Source organism: Coriobacteriaceae bacterium, assembly GCA_025993015.1.
GTDB lineage: Bacteria > Actinomycetota > Coriobacteriia > Coriobacteriales > Coriobacteriaceae > Collinsella.
The window spans coordinates 400,770-418,293 of the sequence record DAJPFV010000001.1 but is presented as its reverse complement, the minus strand read 5'-3'; the positions used below and the strand labels follow the sequence as shown (position 1 = coordinate 418,293).

Annotated in this window: 16 protein-coding genes; 7 read left to right on the top strand and 9 right to left on the bottom strand. The window is 61.1% G+C overall.

Annotated elements, in window-relative coordinates:
• Nucleotides 1-53 precede the first annotated feature (53 nt).
• The 6 genes from OIL77_01845 to OIL77_01820 form a co-directional block, all read right to left on the bottom strand.
• Entirely contained in the window at nt 54-839 is a 786-nt protein-coding gene (locus tag OIL77_01845; protein HJI44163.1) for a DUF554 domain-containing protein, read from the bottom strand.
• Between the two features lie 49 nt (nt 840-888).
• A complete protein-coding gene (locus OIL77_01840) occupies nt 889-2,319 on the bottom strand; it encodes a hypothetical protein (protein HJI44162.1) in 1,431 nt (476 codons plus the stop codon).
• Between the two features lie 18 nt (nt 2,320-2,337).
• On the bottom strand, nt 2,338-2,553 hold the full coding sequence (locus tag OIL77_01835) for a hypothetical protein (protein HJI44161.1): 216 nt from the start codon (nt 2,551-2,553) through the stop codon (nt 2,338-2,340).
• Between the two features lie 49 nt (nt 2,554-2,602).
• On the bottom strand, nt 2,603-3,202 hold the full coding sequence (locus OIL77_01830) for a hypothetical protein (GenBank protein ID HJI44160.1): 600 nt from the start codon (nt 3,200-3,202) through the stop codon (nt 2,603-2,605).
• 90 nt (nt 3,203-3,292) lie between these two features.
• A complete protein-coding gene (locus tag OIL77_01825) occupies nt 3,293-3,802 on the bottom strand; it encodes a hypothetical protein (GenBank protein ID HJI44159.1) in 510 nt (169 codons plus the stop codon).
• On the bottom strand, nt 3,799-4,095 hold the full coding sequence (locus tag OIL77_01820; GenBank protein HJI44158.1) for a hypothetical protein: 297 nt from the start codon (nt 4,093-4,095) through the stop codon (nt 3,799-3,801). Before OIL77_01820 ends, OIL77_01825 begins: the two co-directional genes overlap by 4 nt.
• Nucleotides 4,096-4,441: 346 nt before the next feature.
• Here OIL77_01820 and OIL77_01815 point away from each other — a divergent pair, with 346 nt between their 5' ends.
• The 3 genes from OIL77_01815 to OIL77_01805 are packed head-to-tail and all read left to right on the top strand — an operon-like array spanning nt 4,442 to nt 8,067.
• A complete protein-coding gene (locus OIL77_01815; protein ID HJI44157.1) occupies nt 4,442-6,043 on the top strand; it encodes an FAD-binding oxidoreductase in 1,602 nt (533 codons plus the stop codon).
• A gap of 2 nt (nt 6,044-6,045) precedes the next feature.
• The gene (locus tag OIL77_01810; GenBank protein HJI44156.1) at nt 6,046-6,861 is read left to right on the top strand and encodes an electron transfer flavoprotein subunit beta/FixA family protein; all 816 of its coding nucleotides are present in this window, start codon (nt 6,046-6,048) and stop codon (nt 6,859-6,861) included.
• A complete protein-coding gene (locus OIL77_01805; GenBank protein ID HJI44155.1) occupies nt 6,862-8,067 on the top strand; it encodes an electron transfer flavoprotein subunit alpha in 1,206 nt (401 codons plus the stop codon).
• Here the strand turns inward: OIL77_01805 and OIL77_01800 are convergent.
• Nucleotides 8,064-8,876 carry an HD domain-containing protein gene (locus OIL77_01800; protein ID HJI44154.1) on the bottom strand — a complete coding sequence of 271 codons (813 nt, stop codon included), beginning with the start codon at nt 8,874-8,876 and terminating at the stop codon, nt 8,064-8,066. The two genes, OIL77_01805 and OIL77_01800, sit on opposite strands and share 4 nt — an antisense overlap.
• Before the next feature lie 162 nt (nt 8,877-9,038).
• On the opposite strand from OIL77_01800, the gene OIL77_01795 reads away from it, so the two are divergent.
• The 4 genes from OIL77_01795 to OIL77_01780 all read left to right on the top strand — a co-directional run bounded on the left by OIL77_01795 (nt 9,039) and on the right by OIL77_01780 (nt 12,512).
• Nucleotides 9,039-9,695, top strand: coding sequence for an AzlC family ABC transporter permease (locus OIL77_01795; protein HJI44153.1), 657 nt, complete (start codon nt 9,039-9,041; stop codon nt 9,693-9,695).
• Nucleotides 9,685-10,008 carry an AzlD domain-containing protein gene (locus OIL77_01790; protein ID HJI44152.1) on the top strand — a complete coding sequence of 108 codons (324 nt, stop codon included), beginning with the start codon at nt 9,685-9,687 and terminating at the stop codon, nt 10,006-10,008. Before OIL77_01795 ends, OIL77_01790 begins: the two co-directional genes overlap by 11 nt.
• Nucleotides 10,009-10,158: 150 nt before the next feature.
• A complete protein-coding gene (locus OIL77_01785) occupies nt 10,159-11,181 on the top strand; it encodes a 2-keto-3-deoxygluconate permease (GenBank protein HJI44151.1) in 1,023 nt (340 codons plus the stop codon).
• A gap of 188 nt (nt 11,182-11,369) precedes the next feature.
• A complete protein-coding gene (locus tag OIL77_01780; GenBank protein HJI44150.1) occupies nt 11,370-12,512 on the top strand; it encodes a diguanylate cyclase in 1,143 nt (380 codons plus the stop codon).
• A gap of 190 nt (nt 12,513-12,702) precedes the next feature.
• Here OIL77_01780 and OIL77_01775 read toward each other — a convergent pair whose 3' ends face one another.
• Nucleotides 12,703-13,638, bottom strand: coding sequence for a DMT family transporter (locus OIL77_01775; GenBank protein ID HJI44149.1), 936 nt, complete (start codon nt 13,636-13,638; stop codon nt 12,703-12,705).
• 100 nt (nt 13,639-13,738) lie between these two features.
• Nucleotides 13,739-17,485, bottom strand: coding sequence for a phosphoribosylformylglycinamidine synthase (locus OIL77_01770; protein HJI44148.1), 3,747 nt, complete (start codon nt 17,483-17,485; stop codon nt 13,739-13,741).
• Nucleotides 17,486-17,524 lie beyond the last annotated feature (39 nt).

Sequence of the window (17,524 nt, the reverse complement as noted above, 5' to 3'; positions counted from 1 at the left end):
ATATCATAGCACAGCATCAAACAGATGTTCGAGATACCGCTGCGTTGATAGATTTAGAACAGGAGGGCGTAGATGACGGCGATGACGACGGAGGGGAGCATATTGGCCGTGCGGAAGGTCTGAGGACGGATGAGGTTGACGCCGACGCAGAAGATGAGCATGGAGCCTACGAGCGAAAGGCTGTCGAGGGCTGCCGTGGTCATGATGGGGGAGAGCGCGCCGGCAAACAACGTGATCGTCCCCTGGAACACGGCGACGGACAGGGCGGAGAAAATGCAGCCGCGGCCAAGCGACGCCGTCATGGTGCAGACGATGATGCAGTCCAATGCGCCTTTCAAGGCAAGCGTTGACCAGTCACCGAGCAGACCGTCCTGGATCGATCCCACGATAGCCATGGCACCGATGCAGACGGTCAGCGATGTCGAGACAAAAGCGTTGGTGAACTCGTTATCGCCCTCACTGCCAGTCTTGCGCTTGAGCCATTCGCCAAGGTTCTCGATGGCGGCCTCCAAGTTGATGGCCTCGCCGATGAGCGAACCGAGCGCAAATGAGACGATGAACATGGTGGTACCGGTGGTCGCTAGCGCCTTTCCATCGATGATGAGCATCTTTTGCATGGTGCCGCCCAGGCCGATAAACAGGACGCACAGCCCCGATGCTTTCATGAGCGTGTCTTGGATGCGCGGTGTAATGAAGCGGCCGCCCGCTAATCCCAAAAGACCGCCCGCAACTAAAAGCACAACGTTGATGATTGTTCCCAAGCCCGGCATGAGCCCTCCTGTATTGATGCCAACGTGGCAATCGTAGCAGAACGAAATGCGAGGCACATCGCGACTCATCTAATACGTTATATAAGTGGTGTTAGGAATGATGCGCAGCATTTAAGCCTCAGGTGGTTGTCGGGACATAGGGATAGTATTCAAAGCGCAGTGTCATAAGCCGCTGCGGGAATTCAATAGCCGCGGCGATGATATTGGCATCGCGGGCACGATCAAACCCTTCGAGTTCGATCTGATACGAGACGTCTTGCATAATGTCCAGACGCCGCCAGGCTAGGAGTGTGTCGCCATCGAATTCCAAGGTCTTGCCTCCATCTGGAGCAACGGCGTATAGACGCAGCTTGGCGGTGGTTGCAGGGTCGACAACCGTGACCTTTTTAATTTCGTTTCGAGTATTCTTGGCGCCCAACAAGGTGAGCAGTGTTGGGGCCACGACCTCGCCCGATGGCAAAAAGACGACTTCGATGGATTCGGGAAATGCGATGATGGCCGACTTGCGGACGGGTTGATTGGCGGCGGCAACTTCGATGTTCGCAGCGTCGATGACCTCTGTGTGGTCGAGCGCGGCAAGCACGCAGCAGTTACCTTCATCGATCTCTTGAGGATCAGCAAGCCCCAGACTGTCCGCGAGTTCGGAATCGTTTGGATCGGTAGCGGGTTCATTCGGTGCTTCGAGAGAAGCTGGGACGCTGTTTGTCGGCGACGGCGTGTCGCCCGCACCTGCTTCTTTGTCCGCGCTCTCTTCTTGTATGGTTGCGTTGATGGGTTCGTCGTTTGGGGGGAGCGTCTTGGCGTCAAACGCGGAGGGGAGAATTCCGATAGCTCCGGATCCGTTCCACTCCATTTCGAGAAGCGCCGGGTCGGCAAGAATGCGTTGCCTGCTTTGCGCGTGGGAATCGATTTCAAAAGGACCTGCCTCTATCCCTCGTGTAAGGCTGAGTGATCCGGCTGGCTTCTCGAAATGAGCGTCTGTGTCTTTGGTACTGACGGCGTAGAACAGCAGGGACGCTTCTCCCGCCGCGATGGCATCGGTGCCGGCTTTGGTCAGCCGCAATGATGCCGTGAATGAGAGGGTGGGCTGCGCATCGTCTGCATTCGCGGCGGCGCAGCCCAGACATATACCGCCTCCTTTCTCAAAAAACGTACCGTCGAAGGCGACCTTCGCTCCGTTCGCCGAGTCATCGACCGAAGCGATGTCGATGCGTAGCTCCAAATCGCAAGGGTCGCCATCTGCATCGAGCGCAACTGAGCGCCACGTGCAGATGGCGCATCCTGCCTGGGAGCCGTTCGTCTTGTCCGAACGCTTGATATCCACGACTATCGAGCTGTCCGTGTCCTGGCGAAGGCATCCCGAGGTCGAGACTGTTGCCTGTGTGAGCGAAAACCGCTTGCATGCAATGACGCTCGACGGGTCCGGTGCGGAACTTAGGGCTGCTGGTAAGGAGTCTGCCATGACGGGAGCCGCCCAAGCGGCGACAGACGTTCCGGTTGCGAGCGCGCCGCAGAGTGCGACGACGGGCAAAAGGTTCTTCGATGCCATGGGGTCTCCTTAGCTAATTTAGTGCGGCCTGTCCGTGTTTTGTTTCTGGCTGCGTTTGATGTGCAGACCGAGGCCGGCGGTTCCCGCGCCTGCTGCTGTGGCGCCTGCTGCCAAGAGCCATCGTCTGTCGCCTGTCTGCGCCAACGGTTCCTCGCGGTCGCCGCGGTCGAGCTCCGAGAGGTCGACCGTCACTTGCGTGGCGGCCTGCGCCTGTTCTTGCTGGGCAAAGGCCATGGCTGGCCCAAACGCTAGGATGCTGACGGCGGCGGCCAGGGCGACGGCCTTATGCCGTGTGCGCACCGGGCTCGACCGTCCAGGTGATCGTTGCAACCTGATCGCCTTCGCCGGTTACGCGGAAGATGTCGCGCGTGACGCGGGCGACGTTTCCGCTTGTCTTGAGCTTAATTTTGTCCGTGCCGCCGGCAATGCCCTGGTAGCCCATGTCGAAGGCTGCGTTCTTGGAAAGATCGAGGCCCGTCTCCTGCATTGCGGCGCTGGCGTTTTGGAGTGCGCCGTCGGGGCCGACCTTAAAGTCGATGGAGTTCTGTGCGGTTCCGGCCTTGGCGTCGGCGGCAATGGTCCAGGTGTTCATGGCGTCGATCTTCATGTTGGTGACATGGATGCCGTAGGCCGAATGATTGTCGATGGTGGTCGCGTCTTCTGAGGGGCCCTGAAGCGTGCCGTCGGCCTTGGCGACGAAGGGAATAACCGTCGGAACTTTGAACTCAACGTTGTCGATCTCGGTCCTGACCATTACTTTCGTGGTTCCAACGCGCCCGGCTGCCATAGCTGGCGTCGGGACGGCGCCCATTGCGAGCGCGAGCGCGAGCCCTGCGCCCACGACGAGCGCTCTGGCTCCGTTCATGTTCCTGGTGATGTCCATGGTCGTTCCTTTCTATTCGCCGCGGGCCGTCCCCGCGATGATTGGACGAATGCTGGTGAATTGCGTGCGGTGTCGCGTCGACCGGAAAAGCTAGTTCTCGGTTTGCTCAACCCGCACCTTGACACGTGTCGGATTGCCGTGGCTGTCGAGGGTCTTGGCATCGAGTGCCTGGATCTCGATGTACGCCTCGCCTTCTTTGATGTCGCCGGCGGGGCACGTCTCGATTGTCTTGCCGGTCTCGACCACACCGGATTCGTACATGGTCTCGTCGTTTTGGATGACGCGGAATCGCTGGGGAAATTTATTGTCTTGGACGTTTTGCACGTTGACGCGCAGCTTGCCGTCCTCCTGCAGCTGAGCGACCGGTGCGACCGAAATCGTCATCATGTTGTCGCGGACTATGGCGTCGAGCTCATCTTGGATTTCCTGACGCGTTTTGCCCTCGGCCGTCGTAACCGAAGCGCCCGCCTCGGGTACGGGCTGCGACTGCCAAGCGTATAGTCCTACGGCGACAAGGGCACAGACGATGGCCAAGCAGGCAACGATGAGCTTCTTGCGACGACCCAGGCCTGCAAAGTGGGGTGGCTTCTTCGCGCTCATGCGGCATCCTTGGCGGTATAGATGCGCGCAAAGGTGGACGGGTTCGCTCCAAAGAGCATGTGAAGCATCAGGCGGCGTGAGTAGACAAGCTCGTCGAAGTCGGGAGGGAGCTCGATGTCGTGGATATGCGCGATGCGGTGGGCGAGCGCCGAGAACGACTCGGGGTCGCAGATCACATCGGTGGTAACGTGGTAGACCGTCGTATCGGGGAATGCCTCTTCGTCGAAAGGCAGGAGATGGGGATCGTCGTCGACTTCGATGGCGATGCCGTACTGGGGCCAGTAATATGCCATGGGAACCTCCCTGCTTCTGGGGCCAAAACTTCTGTCGGTTTTGGCTGTCGATGCCGACCGTATCAGCCGTTACTTGACCAATTGCTGACCAAATGCTTGACGGATTGGCGTCTCCGCAGGTAAAAGGCGGCAAAAAATACTCCAACTTTTTTCGAGCGGCAATCGCGCGGTCAGTGACGGCGGGGCCATATGTGTTAAAAGCATCGTCTGCCGAGGAAATCCAGCCGCTCGCCGAATTGCACGAACGTAAAAATCGCCAATTATGGAGACGGTCTCGAACACGTCGACGAAACGATGCGGTAACATCTCCCTGCAAACACTGTAGTTAGCTAAAGGGGGAGTTCGCGTGTCTGTAACCATCAAACCCTTCACCGACGAGTTCGAAGAGTATGGCCGCGATGAATCTCGCGCATCGGGCGAAGCATCGAGCATCTCGTTTCCGACAACGGAAGACGAGGTCCGTGCCATTTTGGAAAAGCTCCATGCCGAGCGTGTCCCGGTAACGGTTCAGGGCGCCCGAACCGGCCTTGCCGCCGGTGCCGTGCCCCACGGCGGGCATATCCTCAATACTTCCCGTATGAATCGCTACTTGGGCCTTCGCCGCGATGAACAAGGCCAATTTTTGCTGCGCGTGGAGCCGGGCGTTGTGCTCTCGGAGCTGCGCAAGCAGCTGAGCAAGAAGGTGCTGCCGACCGCTGGTTGGGACCAGGCATCGCTTAAGGCCTACGATGAGTTTCAAGAGGCCCCCGAGCAGTTCTTTCCCACCGATCCCACCGAGGCGTCTGCCTGTCTGGGCGGCATGGCGGCATGTAACGCCTCCGGTGCCCGCAGCTACGCCTACGGCCCCATGCGCCCGCATATCACGGGACTCCACGTCGCGCTGGCTGATGGCGATTTGCTTGAGCTTCAGCGCGGCGAGGCTTTTGCCCAGGGCCGCCGCCTGTCGCTCGTGACGGCAGTGGGCCGTGCACTCGAGCTTGACCTTCCCGACTACACCATGCCCAAGACCAAAAATGCTTCGGGCTATTTCGTTGCTGACGATATGGATGCCATCGAATTGTTTATCGGTGCGTGTGGCACAATCGGCGTCATCACCGAGCTCGAGATTGCCCTGCAGGCGGCGCCTGCGGTCGTTTGGGGCGTGAGCTGTTTCTTTGACAGCGAAGACAAGGCCGTGTCCTTCACCGATTCCGTGCGTCCCGTCCTGTCCCATGCGGCTGCCATCGAGTACTTCGACGCTGGCGCCTTGGATATCCTTCGCCGCCAGCGCGAGCAGTCGACCGCGTTTGCCTCGCTGCCGGCACTCGACGATGAGGCAAAGGTCTGTGTTTACGTGGAACTCGACTGCGACGACGAGGCGCAAGCGACCGAGGAGCTGTACCACCTGGGATGGGTTTTGGAGCTTGCGGGCGGCCACGACGACGCGACCTGGGTTGCACGCACCGAGGTCGATCGCGAATGCCAGCGGTTCTTCCGCCACGCCGTTCCCGAGAGCGTCAACATGCTCATCGACGAGCGCCGCCGCACCGACCCCACCATTACCAAGCTGGGGTCGGATATGTCGGTGCCCAACACGCGCCTGGCCGATGTCGTTGCCCTCTATCGCCGCACGCTGGCCGAAAGCGGGCTTGAGTCTGCCGCCTGGGGACATATCGGCAACAACCATCTGCATGTGAATATCCTGCCTCGCGATGCGCAAGACTACCGTCGCGGTGGCGAGCTGTTTGCCCAGTGGGCTGCGGAGGTAACGGCTATGGGCGGCGCCGTCTCTGCCGAGCACGGCGTCGGCAAGATCAAAGCGGGCTTTTTGGAGACGATGTACGGCCACGAGGCCATGGTTGAATCGGCTCGACTCAAGCTGCAGCTCGATCCTGCCGGGCAGCTGGGCCGTGGCAACCTGTTTTCGGAGAAGCTCTTGGATGAACTCGTCCAGAAAGGGGGCGCGTGAAGATGAGTGATTTCCATATGGTGGTGTGCGTCAAGGCGGTGCCGGGAAGCACCGAGGTCAAGATGGACCCCAAAACCAATACCATCGTGCGCGATGGCAAGCAGGCGGTCATTAATCCCTTCGATGCAAGTGCCCTCGAATGTGCGTTGGCGCTCAAGGACGACTTTATCGGCTTTGGCATGGATGTGCGCGTGACGGTGGTATCGATGGGTATCCCTGCAACCGAATCGCTACTGCGCGACTGCATCGCCCGCGGCGCCGACGATGCATTGCTGCTCACCGACCGTGCTTTTGCGGGTGCGGACACGTTGGCGACCACCTATGCTCTCAAATGCGGCATCGAGGCGCTCGACGAGCACTTCGACCTGCTCATCTGCGGCAAGATGGCGGTGGATGGCGATACTGCCCAGATTGGCCCCGAACTGGCCGGCGCCTTCGAGATTCCCTGCGTGACCGATGTGAGCTGCGTACAGAGCGCGGGCTTTACGACGTGCGGCTCGCTGGCGCTTGTCCACGGCTGTGACGCCGGCGAGGAGACGGTCTATCTGGAGATGCCGTGCGCGATGACGACTGCCAAGGAGATTGGCCAGTTGCGTATGCCGAGTATTGCCGGTATCCGCGCGGCGGAGGAGGCGGACGTGCGCGTGGTCAGTGCCGCCGACGTGAACGCCGACCCCGCGCGTTGCGGTCTTGCCGGGTCGCCGACACAGGTCGTGCGCTCGTTTGTGCCCGACCGTGACCAAACGTGCGAGGCCGTTGACGGAACGGCGTCCGAGCAGGCGGCAAAACTTGCCAAGATCATCGAGGGGATGGCATAGATGAGCGGACTGATTATCGATAGCGAAGCCTGTATCGGCTGCGGTCGCTGCGTTCGCGCCTGCGCCTCGGGCGGCATTGTGGTGGAGGGCGAGCGTCCCAACCGATGCGCCCGCGTAACCGAGGGCTGTATCCTATGCGGTGGGTGCGTCGACGCCTGCCCTGTCAACGCTATCTCGATCGAGTGTGACGAGGCCGCTGGTGCGGTGGACCTTGATGCATATCGAGACATTTGGGTCTTCGTGCAGACCGACGAGCACGATACGGTGACTCCCGTTGCCTATGAGCTTATGGGCAAGGGGCGCGAGCTTGCCGATGCTCGCGGCTGCCGTCTGGTGGCACTGGTCGGCATGAGCCCCGAGGGCTCGCTCGGGGACCTGGAGCATCTGGTTTGCGCGGGCGCCGACGAAGTCCTGGCCTGTCGCGACGAGCGCCTGCGCCAAAACGATGCGGAGGTCTACGCCCGCTTGATCTGCGATTTGGTAGCCGAACGCAAACCCGAGGCCATCCTATACGGTGCGACCGCTTTTGGTCGCGAACTGGCACCCGGCGTTGCCGTGCGTTTGCAGACGGGCCTTACGGCTGACTGCACCGTACTTTCGATGGATACAGAGACGGGACTGCTGCAACAGACGCGTCCGGCGTTTGGCGGCAACCTGATGGCCACCATCATTTGCCCCAACCACCGTCCGCAGATGGCAACGGTGCGCCCCGGTATCTTTAAGGCTCCCGACTTCGACTACGGCCGCTCTGGCACGATCACCCAGATATCGCTTGCGGATGATGCTAAGGCTCGTGTCGAGATCTCGATTCCCGCCGAGGAGTGGGGACAGCAGCCCTCGATCGCCAATGCCGAGCGCCTGGTCGTGGTGGGTCGCGGCATTGGTTCCAAGAAAAACCTGCCGTTGATGCGAAGGCTCGCCGAGGCTCTGGGTGCCGAGCTTGGTTGCACGCGTCCCGTCGTGGAGGCGGGTTGGCTGGAGTATCGCCACCAGATTGGCCAGACGGGCGTATCGGTTTCGCCCAGGCTTCTCGTGAGTATCGGTGTTTCGGGCGCCATCCAACATCTTGCCGGCATCGGTGGGGCGGAGTGCATCATCGCCATCAACGAGGACCCGGATGCCCCCATTTTCGGTGCTGCCCAGTACAAGGTTGTTGGGGATGCCGTCGAGGTCGTCGAGGAGCTGCTGGCCCAGCTTGAGCGCTAGGCGCGCGCCAGCCAGTCGCGCATCTCGTCCTTTAGGCGGCTCCAGGTTGCCTGCGTGGCGGGGTCGGTAAAGGGCCGCGTAATGCCAAAGGGCGCGTCGAGCAGGCGGTGGATATCGCCCTGTTCGCGCGCCAGCGCGCGGCTTGCTGGATAGACGAGCTCAAACATAAAGCAGATAAGCCCCACCAAGAAGTCGGCGGGCTCATCGCGCTCATCGCGTGCGACGCAGCGGTGCTCGTCAAAGGCGGCAAGTGTCGGCGACGAGAAACGGCTGCCGAGAAACGTCTTCTCGTCCACCTTGAGGATAGTGTCGACGGTGCTGTCGGCGATGGTGCGCATAATGTCGATCTTGTCACCATCGCGCACGATATCGCAGAAGCACCGTGTACGCTCGTCGAGTTGTGCCGGCAGGCGAAAGTCGCTGTGATAGGCGATGCTCGCTCGGATGAGCTCGTCATGCGCACCGGTTTCGATAAAGTCACGGATGTCTGTCGTGGCGGGTGCATCGGCGGGATTCTCGCCAAAGAGGACCTCGATGCCCAGCGCCGCATGGCTCATGCTCTCGGCGTCCTTAAAGGTGTCCCAGCGTCGCAGCTGCTCAAAGCGGCCCATATCGTGTAGCAGGCCGCAAAGCCATGCCAGGTCAATATCTTCTGACGACCAGCCCTGCTCGCGCGCTACGGCATCGCATGCCTCGGCCACGTGGTACGTATGCTCGATTTTGAGCGCGATGCGTGGGTTGGTGGCGTCGTAGGCATCGGTGTAGCTTTTGAAGGCCGCGCGCGCCCGGTCTCGATCGATAGCTGTCATAATGACTTCCTAAAAAGTTGTGTCTTTCGATCCGGTGGCAATTGTAGGTGAACTCGGTTGCTGTCGGATGATGATTCTGCCGTATCGCTACATGCGGCTCGGAGACCTTGTCAGGATGAGAAGCGTATGGTGCTCAAAATCGTTAGAACCGTCTGGCCGGTGATGCTTACCTATGTTGCAATAGGCGCGCCGTGCGGAATGATCATGGGGCAGACGGGAATGGAGCCCTGGATGGTCTTTGCCCTGAGCAGCACGTTTGTGACGGGCAGCGGCCAGTTTATGATCTGCAATCTTTGGCTGGCGGGCGTACCGGCACCTTCGATTATCGCGAGCGTTGCCGCCATCTCCTCGCGTTTTGCGCTTTACTCGGCATCGATCGCGCCGCATCTGACGGGTGCCTCGAAGCGTCAGACGCTGGCTGTTGCCGCGACACTTACCGAGGAGGCATATGGCATCTCGCTTGCCAAGTTGGTTGAAGGGGAGGATTGGGGCCCGCGCGAGTCCTTTGTGCTCAACGTGATCCTCATCGCAACATGGGGCGTTTCGTGTACGATGGGCGCCATCGTCGGCGCCGTTGTCGATGTTCCCACCGCCATTGCAGCCTTTGTCTGCACCTCGCTCTTTATCTGCCTGCTCTTTTCGCAGCGGCTGTCGCGCGGCAACGTTGTCGCGGCGGTTTCGGGCGCGGTGTCCGTCGCCGTATGCAAGTTCTTGGGCCTCGTGAATATTGCCGTGCCGGCAAGCGTCGTGGCCGGCATTGCCATTGCGTTGGCGTGCGATGCAGTATTTGACGGAAGAGGTGCCCGCGATGCCCGTTAACGAGTTCTTGGTTCTGTGGCTGTCGTCGTGGGCTGCTATCGCGTTCTTTCGCATCGCGCCGGCGTTCGCCTTGCGCGGGCGGACCCTGTCGCCCCGCATTACCGAGGCCCTGGGCTATATCCCGCCCGCTGCCTTTGCCGCGCTGGTCGCCAACGACTTGGTGAGCCCCGGCGCGTTCGACGCGGGACTCTGGCCTGCCTTGGTTCCCTGGATTGCGGCCGTCGGCGTCGTGGTCGTGGCGGTCAAGACAAAATCGATGCTGTGGTGCTGCGTCTCGGGCATCGTACTCTATATTGTCTTGAGCCTTATATAGGGGTGGCGTCGCGGGCGCCGAATCTCGTTCCATCCCAACTTGTCGGATTTTTCACCGAGCTGGTCTATTTCTTCTGGTACCATGGTCAAACTTTACTGTAGCAAAGCGTGACGTGGGCTTTTGTACCCCGTCAGCGGAAATGGGGGTTTCATGGCACAGGAAGCGACCGCCAACGAGCAAAAGAAATTCAAGGTCCCGCGTATCCCGGGCGACATCATGATCTATCCGATGATCGTCGGCCTTTTGCTCAATACCTTCTGCCCGCAGGTCTTTGAGGTCGGCGGCTTCTTTACGGCTGCCTGCCGCGGCGGCTCCAACACCATCGTTGCCGCGATCTTGCTGTTCGTGGGCGCCGGCATCAGCTTTAAGTCCACGCCGGGCGCCATCAAGACCGGCATCGTCGTGCTGATTCCCAAGCTGGTCGTCGCAGCGGCTCTCGGCCTAGGCGTGGCATATTTCTTTAACGACAACTTCCTGGGTCTGAGCTCCGTGTCTATCATCGGCGGCATTACGTTTTGCAACATGGCGCTCTATACGGGCATCATGGGCGAGTTCGGCGATGAGTCCGAGCAGGGCGCCGTCGGTATCCTGTTCTTTACGGCCGGCCCCGCCGTCACGATGATCATCCTTGGTGTTTCGGGTCTTGCCAACATCCCTGTCGGCACCATCATCGGATCCATCCTGCCGCTTGTTATCGGCATGGTCCTGGGCAACTTGTTCCCGTTTATCAAGAACCTGCTGGTTCCCGGCGCCAATCCCGCGATTGCTGTAATTGGTTTTCAGCTCGGTGCGTCCATGAGCCTTTCGAGCTTCATCGCCGGTGGCATTTCGGGCATCCTGCTGGGTCTCATCACGCTCTTTATCGTCGGTCCCATTACCTTTGCCTTTGAGCGTCTGTGTGGCGGCAACGGTAAGGCGGCTGTGGCATGTTCCACCATTGCCGGCACGGCCATGACCACGCCGGTCGCCCTCGCCGAGGTCGCTCCGCGCTATGCCGAGCTTGCGCCCACTGCGTATGCGCAGATCGCCACTGCCGTCATCATCACGGCAATCATGGCCCCGATTCTAACCGGCTGGGTCGATAAGAAGTTCTGCCAGGGCAAGGAAGACCTGTCGCCTGCCGGTGTCGAGGCCATCGAAGAGGCTGTCGCGACCGACATCGATGGCGAGTAGCAATCGATACCCATCAATGATTCCGGCGTGCAACTCGCGCCGTTTGAGCGCCCGAACGAGAGCTGTCTTGCAGTGACGTTCGGGCGCTCTGCTATTATTCCCCTTACCCCTGCGGAGTAGGGGGTGTTTGTTGCCCAGATTCGAATTGGGCGATTCTGGCCACTTGGATATTGAAGGGAGGGCGTCTAGTGGTAAAGGCACTCAAGATCGAGATATTCCTGCTGTGCATGATTATTCTTATCGGACTTGCCGTACGAAGCCGTCGCTCCCTGTTCTCGAGCACCCAGCAGCTTTTGTTTAGCATGCTGGGCTACACGTCTGCTGCCTACATTTTCTTCGATATGATCTGGACGCTCTCGGACGGCGTGAGCACTCCTGTAGGCATCACGGCCAACTGGATTTCCAACGCGGTTTCGTTTTCGCTGTTCGCCATCGCGTGCCTCATTTGGTTTTTCTATTCCGAGACGATGCAGGGCTCACGGCTCCTGACCACGCCCTATAGGGTGGTACTTTTAACGTTGCCAACCGCATTGGTGGTCGTTCTGGCATTTACCAGCTACTGGACGCACGCTATGTTCTATATCGATGCGCGGGGCGTATATCGTCGCGGAGCGCTTTATATGATTCAGCCTATCGTTAGCTACTGCTACGTCATATATACGTCCTTGCATGCCTTTATTCAGGCTCGAAAAGTCGAAAGCCTGCAAAAGAAGGCCATTTATCGCACCCTCGCCTTTTTTGCGGTTCCCGCTCTGGTGGGCGGTACCTTTCAGATCGTATACTCGGTGCCTGGCCTTTGTGTCGGCATAATGATTAGCATGTTGCTGCTCTATATCATCTGCCAGGAGCAACTGATCTCGACTGACCCGTTGACTGGACTCAACAACCGCAACCGTTTTGAGACCTATATGCTGTCGCTCTTTTCAAATGTGGATCAGGCCGAAGATGTGTATCTGCTTATGATGGACGCTGACGGCTTTAAGCAGATTAACGATCGCTATGGACATGTGGAGGGCGACCATGCTCTTCAGGTAATATCCGCTGCGCTCAAAGAGGTCTGCTCGGCGTCTGGTGGCTTTATCGCGCGTTATGGTGGCGATGAGTTCGTGGTGCTCCAAAAGGCAGCGGCGGAACAGGATATCATGCATCTGTGCGCGACAATCAACGACGAGCTCGCGCATGCCGAGGTGCCGTATGCATTGCGGATGTCCATCGGTTGCGCGCGGGTCGGCGATGGTATTGATACCTGGCAAAACCTGCTTCGCGCCGCCGACACGGAACTCTACCGTGTCAAGGCCGAGAAAAAGAAAGCCGGCGTTCAGATACGCTAGGAAAAGGGGCACACGACCGTTGCGATGGTCGTGCGCCCCTTTTGCGTTTGTGGGGGCCACCGGCCATAATGCCCGGGCGCGGTGCGGCAAGGCGGGCGTCTGCCGCTGCGACTCGGTACGAAATCAACGAGAACCAGTGCACTCCATTAAGCTAAAGTGTTTGAAGGCCCTCCCTAAAAAGGTGAGCTCGCTAGGCTTTTTTGGGTTTGTTGACGATGATGATGCCGCCGCAGACCAACAGCAGGGCAACGATGACGGTAACGAGGCTCGTGCCAGCGCCCTCGTCGAGCAGCAGCGCGCTCAGCACCACACCAAAGACGGGGTTCATAAATCCAAAGACAGAGACGCGGCTGACGGGGTTGACGGCAAGCAGGCGCGACCACAGCGAGTAGGCGACCGCGGAGATAAGCGCCATGTAGATGATGAGCGCGATGGCGGGGACAATCGCTGTGGGGGAGAGCGCGTCACCCATCAAAAAGCCGATGGCGGTGAGGATCAGGCCGCCGACCAAGAACTGCCACCCGGCAAGCAAGACGCCGTCGTGCTCGCGCGAGAAGATACCGATCAGGCAGGTCGAAAGAGCACCCGCGACAGTGGAGGCTAGGATAAAGCCCTCGCCATCGAGCGTAAAGCCAAAGGTGCCATCTGCGCCCGAGAGGTTGACGAGCGCGACGCCGGCAAAGCCCAGCGCACAGCCAAGCACCTTGGCCGTATTGAGCTTCTCGGTGTGAAATGCCAGGGCGGCAAAGAGGATTGCGAGGAAGTTGGCGCTGGCCTCGATGATGGAGCTCGACATGGCGCTGGCGCGCGAGAGACCCAGATAGAAAAAGAAGTACTGCCCGATAGTCTGGAAGAGCGACAAGATAAAGATGGGCTTGATATCGCGTGCCTGTGGGACGAGCGGGCGGCGCTGGGCTGCACTCATACCGGCGATAACCAGGATACCGGCAAGTGTGAAGCGCAAACCTGCAAAGAGTAGCTGCGAGGCGCTATCGTGCGCCGGGATACCAAACAGCTCGTAACCGATCTTGATGCAGGGGAAAGCCGACCCCCAGAGCGCGCAGCAGACGAGGCAACCCAGGATGAGTCCGGGCAGAGTGGCGAGATACGGCTTGCGGCTTTCCATGATGTTCTTCTCCCATACGCGCAAATAAAAAAGAACCCGCCACCGGGCGTGCCGGTGGCGGGTGTTGTTACCCGAAGGGATTGTACCCGATGGGAAAGGTTTAAGCGAAGTAGGCTACGCCGCTCTCAAAGATCGGCATGAACTTGTCGCCGGGGACATGCTCGGGCACGTTGCGGTACAGGTTGTCGCCGCGACGCTCGGCATGGCCCATCTTGCCCAGAACGCGGCCGTCGGGGCTCGTGATGCCCTCGATGGCGAGTGCGGAGCCGTTGGGGTTGACGGAAAGATCCATGCTGGGCTTGCCGTCCTCGCCCACGTACTGCGTGGCGACCTGGCCGTTGGCGATCAGCTGGGCGAGCACTTCGTCATTGGCGACAAAGCGGCCCTCGCCGTGGCTGATGGCGACGGTGTAGGGGTCGTCCAGGCTGCACTGCGACAGCCACGGGGACAAGTTGGACGAGATGCGGGTGCGCACCAGACGGCTCTGGTGGCGACCGATGGTGTTGAACGTCAACGTGGGCGCATCGGGCGTGGCGTCGACGATGTCGCCGTAGGGCACCAGGCCGAGCTTGACCAGGGCCTGGAAGCCGTTGCAGATACCCAGCATCAGGCCGTCGCGGGCCTTGAGCAGGTCGCGAACTGCCTCGGTGACCTCGGGAGCGCGGAAGAACGCCGTGATGAACTTGGCGGAGCCATCGGGCTCGTCGCCGCCCGAGAAGCCGCCGGGGATCATGACGATCTGGCTTGCACGGATGCGGCGGGCAAGCTCGTGGGTGCTCTCGGCGACGGCCTCGGGCGTGAGGTTGTTGATCACGAAGGTGTCGGCTTCGGCACCGGCTGCGCGGAAGGCACGTGCGCTGTCGTACTCACAGTTGTTGCCAGGGAACACGGGGATGATCACGCGCGGACGGGCGATCTTGGCGCCGCTGTACACGTGGATGTCCTTGGCACGGAAGTCGATGGTCTCGACCTCGGGGGTCTCGTCGGCGCTGCGGTAGGCAAAGACGCCCTCGATGCCGCTCTCCCAGGCCTCCTGGAGCTCGGAGAGCTCGATGACCTCGGAGCCGGTGTCGATGACATAGCCCTCGACGGTGGTGCCCAGGGGCTCGACGACAACGCCGTCGGCGACCTCGGGCAGCTCGGCATCCTCGGCGAGCTCGACGATAAAGCTGCCGTAGAGCGGGGTGAAGAGGCTCTCCACGTCCACGTCCTCGGCAAGCTCGATGCCGATCTGGTTACCGACGCACATCTTAAAGAGGCTCTCGGCGCCGCAGCCGTAGCCGGGCGTGGAGATGGCCAGGGCGTTGCCGGTAGCAGTGAGCGCCTCGACGGCGTCAAACGCGGCGAGCAGCTGCTGGGCGTCGGGACGGTAGTCCTCGCCATAGGTAGCGGGGGCGATGCGGACGACGCGGTGCGTGAGGCCCTTGAACTCGGGCGAGACGGCACGGGCGGCCCTGCCCACGGCGACGGCGAAGCTGATCAGGGTCGGCGGAACGTTGAGCTCGCCGGCCTCGTCCTCAAACGAGCCGCTCATGGAGTCCTTGCCGCCGATGGCGCCAGCACCCAGGTCGACCTGGGCCATAAGGGCACCCAGGACGGCAGCCATGGGCTTGCCCCAGCGCTCTGCCTCGGTGCGCAGGCGCTCGAAGTACTCCTGGAAGGAGAGGTAGGCGCGCTTGTGCTCAAAGCCGGCGGCAACGAGCTTGGCGATGGACTCGACCACGGACAGGTAGGAGCCCGCAAATTGGTCGGCTTCCATCAGGTAGGGGTTGAAGCCCCATGCCATAGCGCTCGCCGTGGTGGTCTCGCCGTCCACGGGGAACTTGGCGACCATGGCCGAGCTTGGGGTGAGCTGCGTCTTGCCACCAAAGGGCATGAGCACGGTCGCGGCGCCGATGGTGGAGTCGAAGCGCTCGGAAAGGCCCTTGTTGGAAGCGACGTTGAGGTCGGTGACAAGCGAGGTCATGCGCTCGGCAAGCGTGGTGCCGGCCCAGCTGGGCTGCCACACGCTGCGGGCGCATACGTGGGCGATCTGGTGCTTGGGCGCGCCGTTGGAGTTGAGGAACTCGCGGGATAGGTCGACGATGGCGACACCGTTCCAGGCCATGCGCATGCGCGGCTCGGCGGTAACCTCGGCGATAACGGTCGCCTCGAGGTTCTCCTCGGCGGCGTAGCCCATGAACTCCTCGACGTCACCGTCGGCGACGGCGCAGGCCATACGCTCCTGGGACTCGGAGATAGCGAGCTCGGTGCCGTCCAGGCCGTCGTACTTCTTGGTCACGGTATCAAGGTCGACATACAGGCCGTCGGCAAGCTCGCCCACGGCGACCGAGACACCGCCGGCGCCAAAGTCGTTGCAGCGCTTGATCAGACGGCAGGCGTCGCCGCGGCGGAACAGACGCTGCAGCTTGCGCTCGACCGGGGCGTTGCCCTTCTGGACCTCGGCACCCGAGGTCTCGATGGACTCGGTGTTCTGGGTCTTGGAGGAGCCGGTGGCGCCACCGATGCCATCGCGGCCGGTGCGGCCGCCCAGCAGGATGATCTTGTCGGTGGGGGCGGGGCACTCGCGACGAACGTGGTTTGCCGGGGTAGCGCCCACGACGGCGCCAACCTCCATGCGCTTGGCCACGTAACCGGGGTGATAGAGTTCGTTGACCTGACCGGTGGCAAGGCCGATCTGGTTGCCGTAGCTGGAGTAGCCGGCGGCGGCAGTGGTCACGAGCTTGCGCTGCGGCAGCTTGCCCTCGAGCGTCTCGGAAACCGGGACGGTGGGGTCGCCGGCACCGGTGACGCGCATAGCCTGATACACATAGCTGCGGCCCGAGAGCGGGTCACGGATAGCGCCGCCCACGCAAGTGGCGGCACCGCCGAAGGGCTCGATCTCGGTCGGGTGGTTGTGGGTCTCGTTCTTAAAGAGGAACAGCCAGTCCTGGTCCTCGCCATCGACATCGACCTTCACCTTGACGGTGCAGGCGTTGATCTCCTCGGACTCATCGACATCGGTCATTACGCCGGTCTTCTTAAGGTACTTAGCGCCGATGGTGCCCATGTCCATGAGGCAGACGGGCTTGGCGTCGCGACCGAGTTCGTGGCGCATCTCCATGTAGCGGTCGAAGGCTTGCTGCACCACGGCGTCATCGATCGTCACGTCGTCCAGGACGGTGCCGAAGGTGGTGTGGCGGCAGTGGTCGGACCAATAGGTGTCGATCACGCGGATCTCGGTGATGGTGGGGTCGCGGTCCTCATCGCGGAAGTACTGCTGGCAGAAGGCGATGTCCGCCTCGTCCATGGCAAGGCCGCGCTCGGAAATAAAGGCGGCAAGGCCGGCCTCGTCGAGCTCGCGGAAACCGTCGAGCACCTCGACGGGCTGGGGCTCGGGGGTCTCCATGTACAGCGTCTCGGGCAGGTCGAGCGAGGCGATGCGCGCCTCGACGGGGTTCACCACGTAGTGCTTGATGGCATCGATGGCGGCCTCGTCCAGAGCGCCCGAGATCATATAGACCTTGGCGGAGCGCACGGCGGGGCGCTCGCCCTGGCTGATGAGCTGCACGCACTCGCTGGCGGAGTCGGCGCGCTGGTCAAACTGGCCAGGCAGGAATTCGACGGCAAAGACGGCGCCATCGCTTGCGGGGAGCTCGTCGTAGGCCACATCGACCTGGGGCTCGCTAAAGACGGTCGGCACGCAGGAGCGGAAAAGCTCCTCGTCGATGCCCTCGACGTCGTAGCGGTTGATGATCCTCAGGGCCTCGATGCCCCTGATGCCGAGAATTTCGGTCAGCTCGCCCTTGAGCTGCTGAGCCTCGACGTCGAACCCGGGTTTCTTCTCCACGTAGATACGAGAGACCATTGGTTCCTGCCTTCCTGATCGGTTGGGCGTACGGTACGG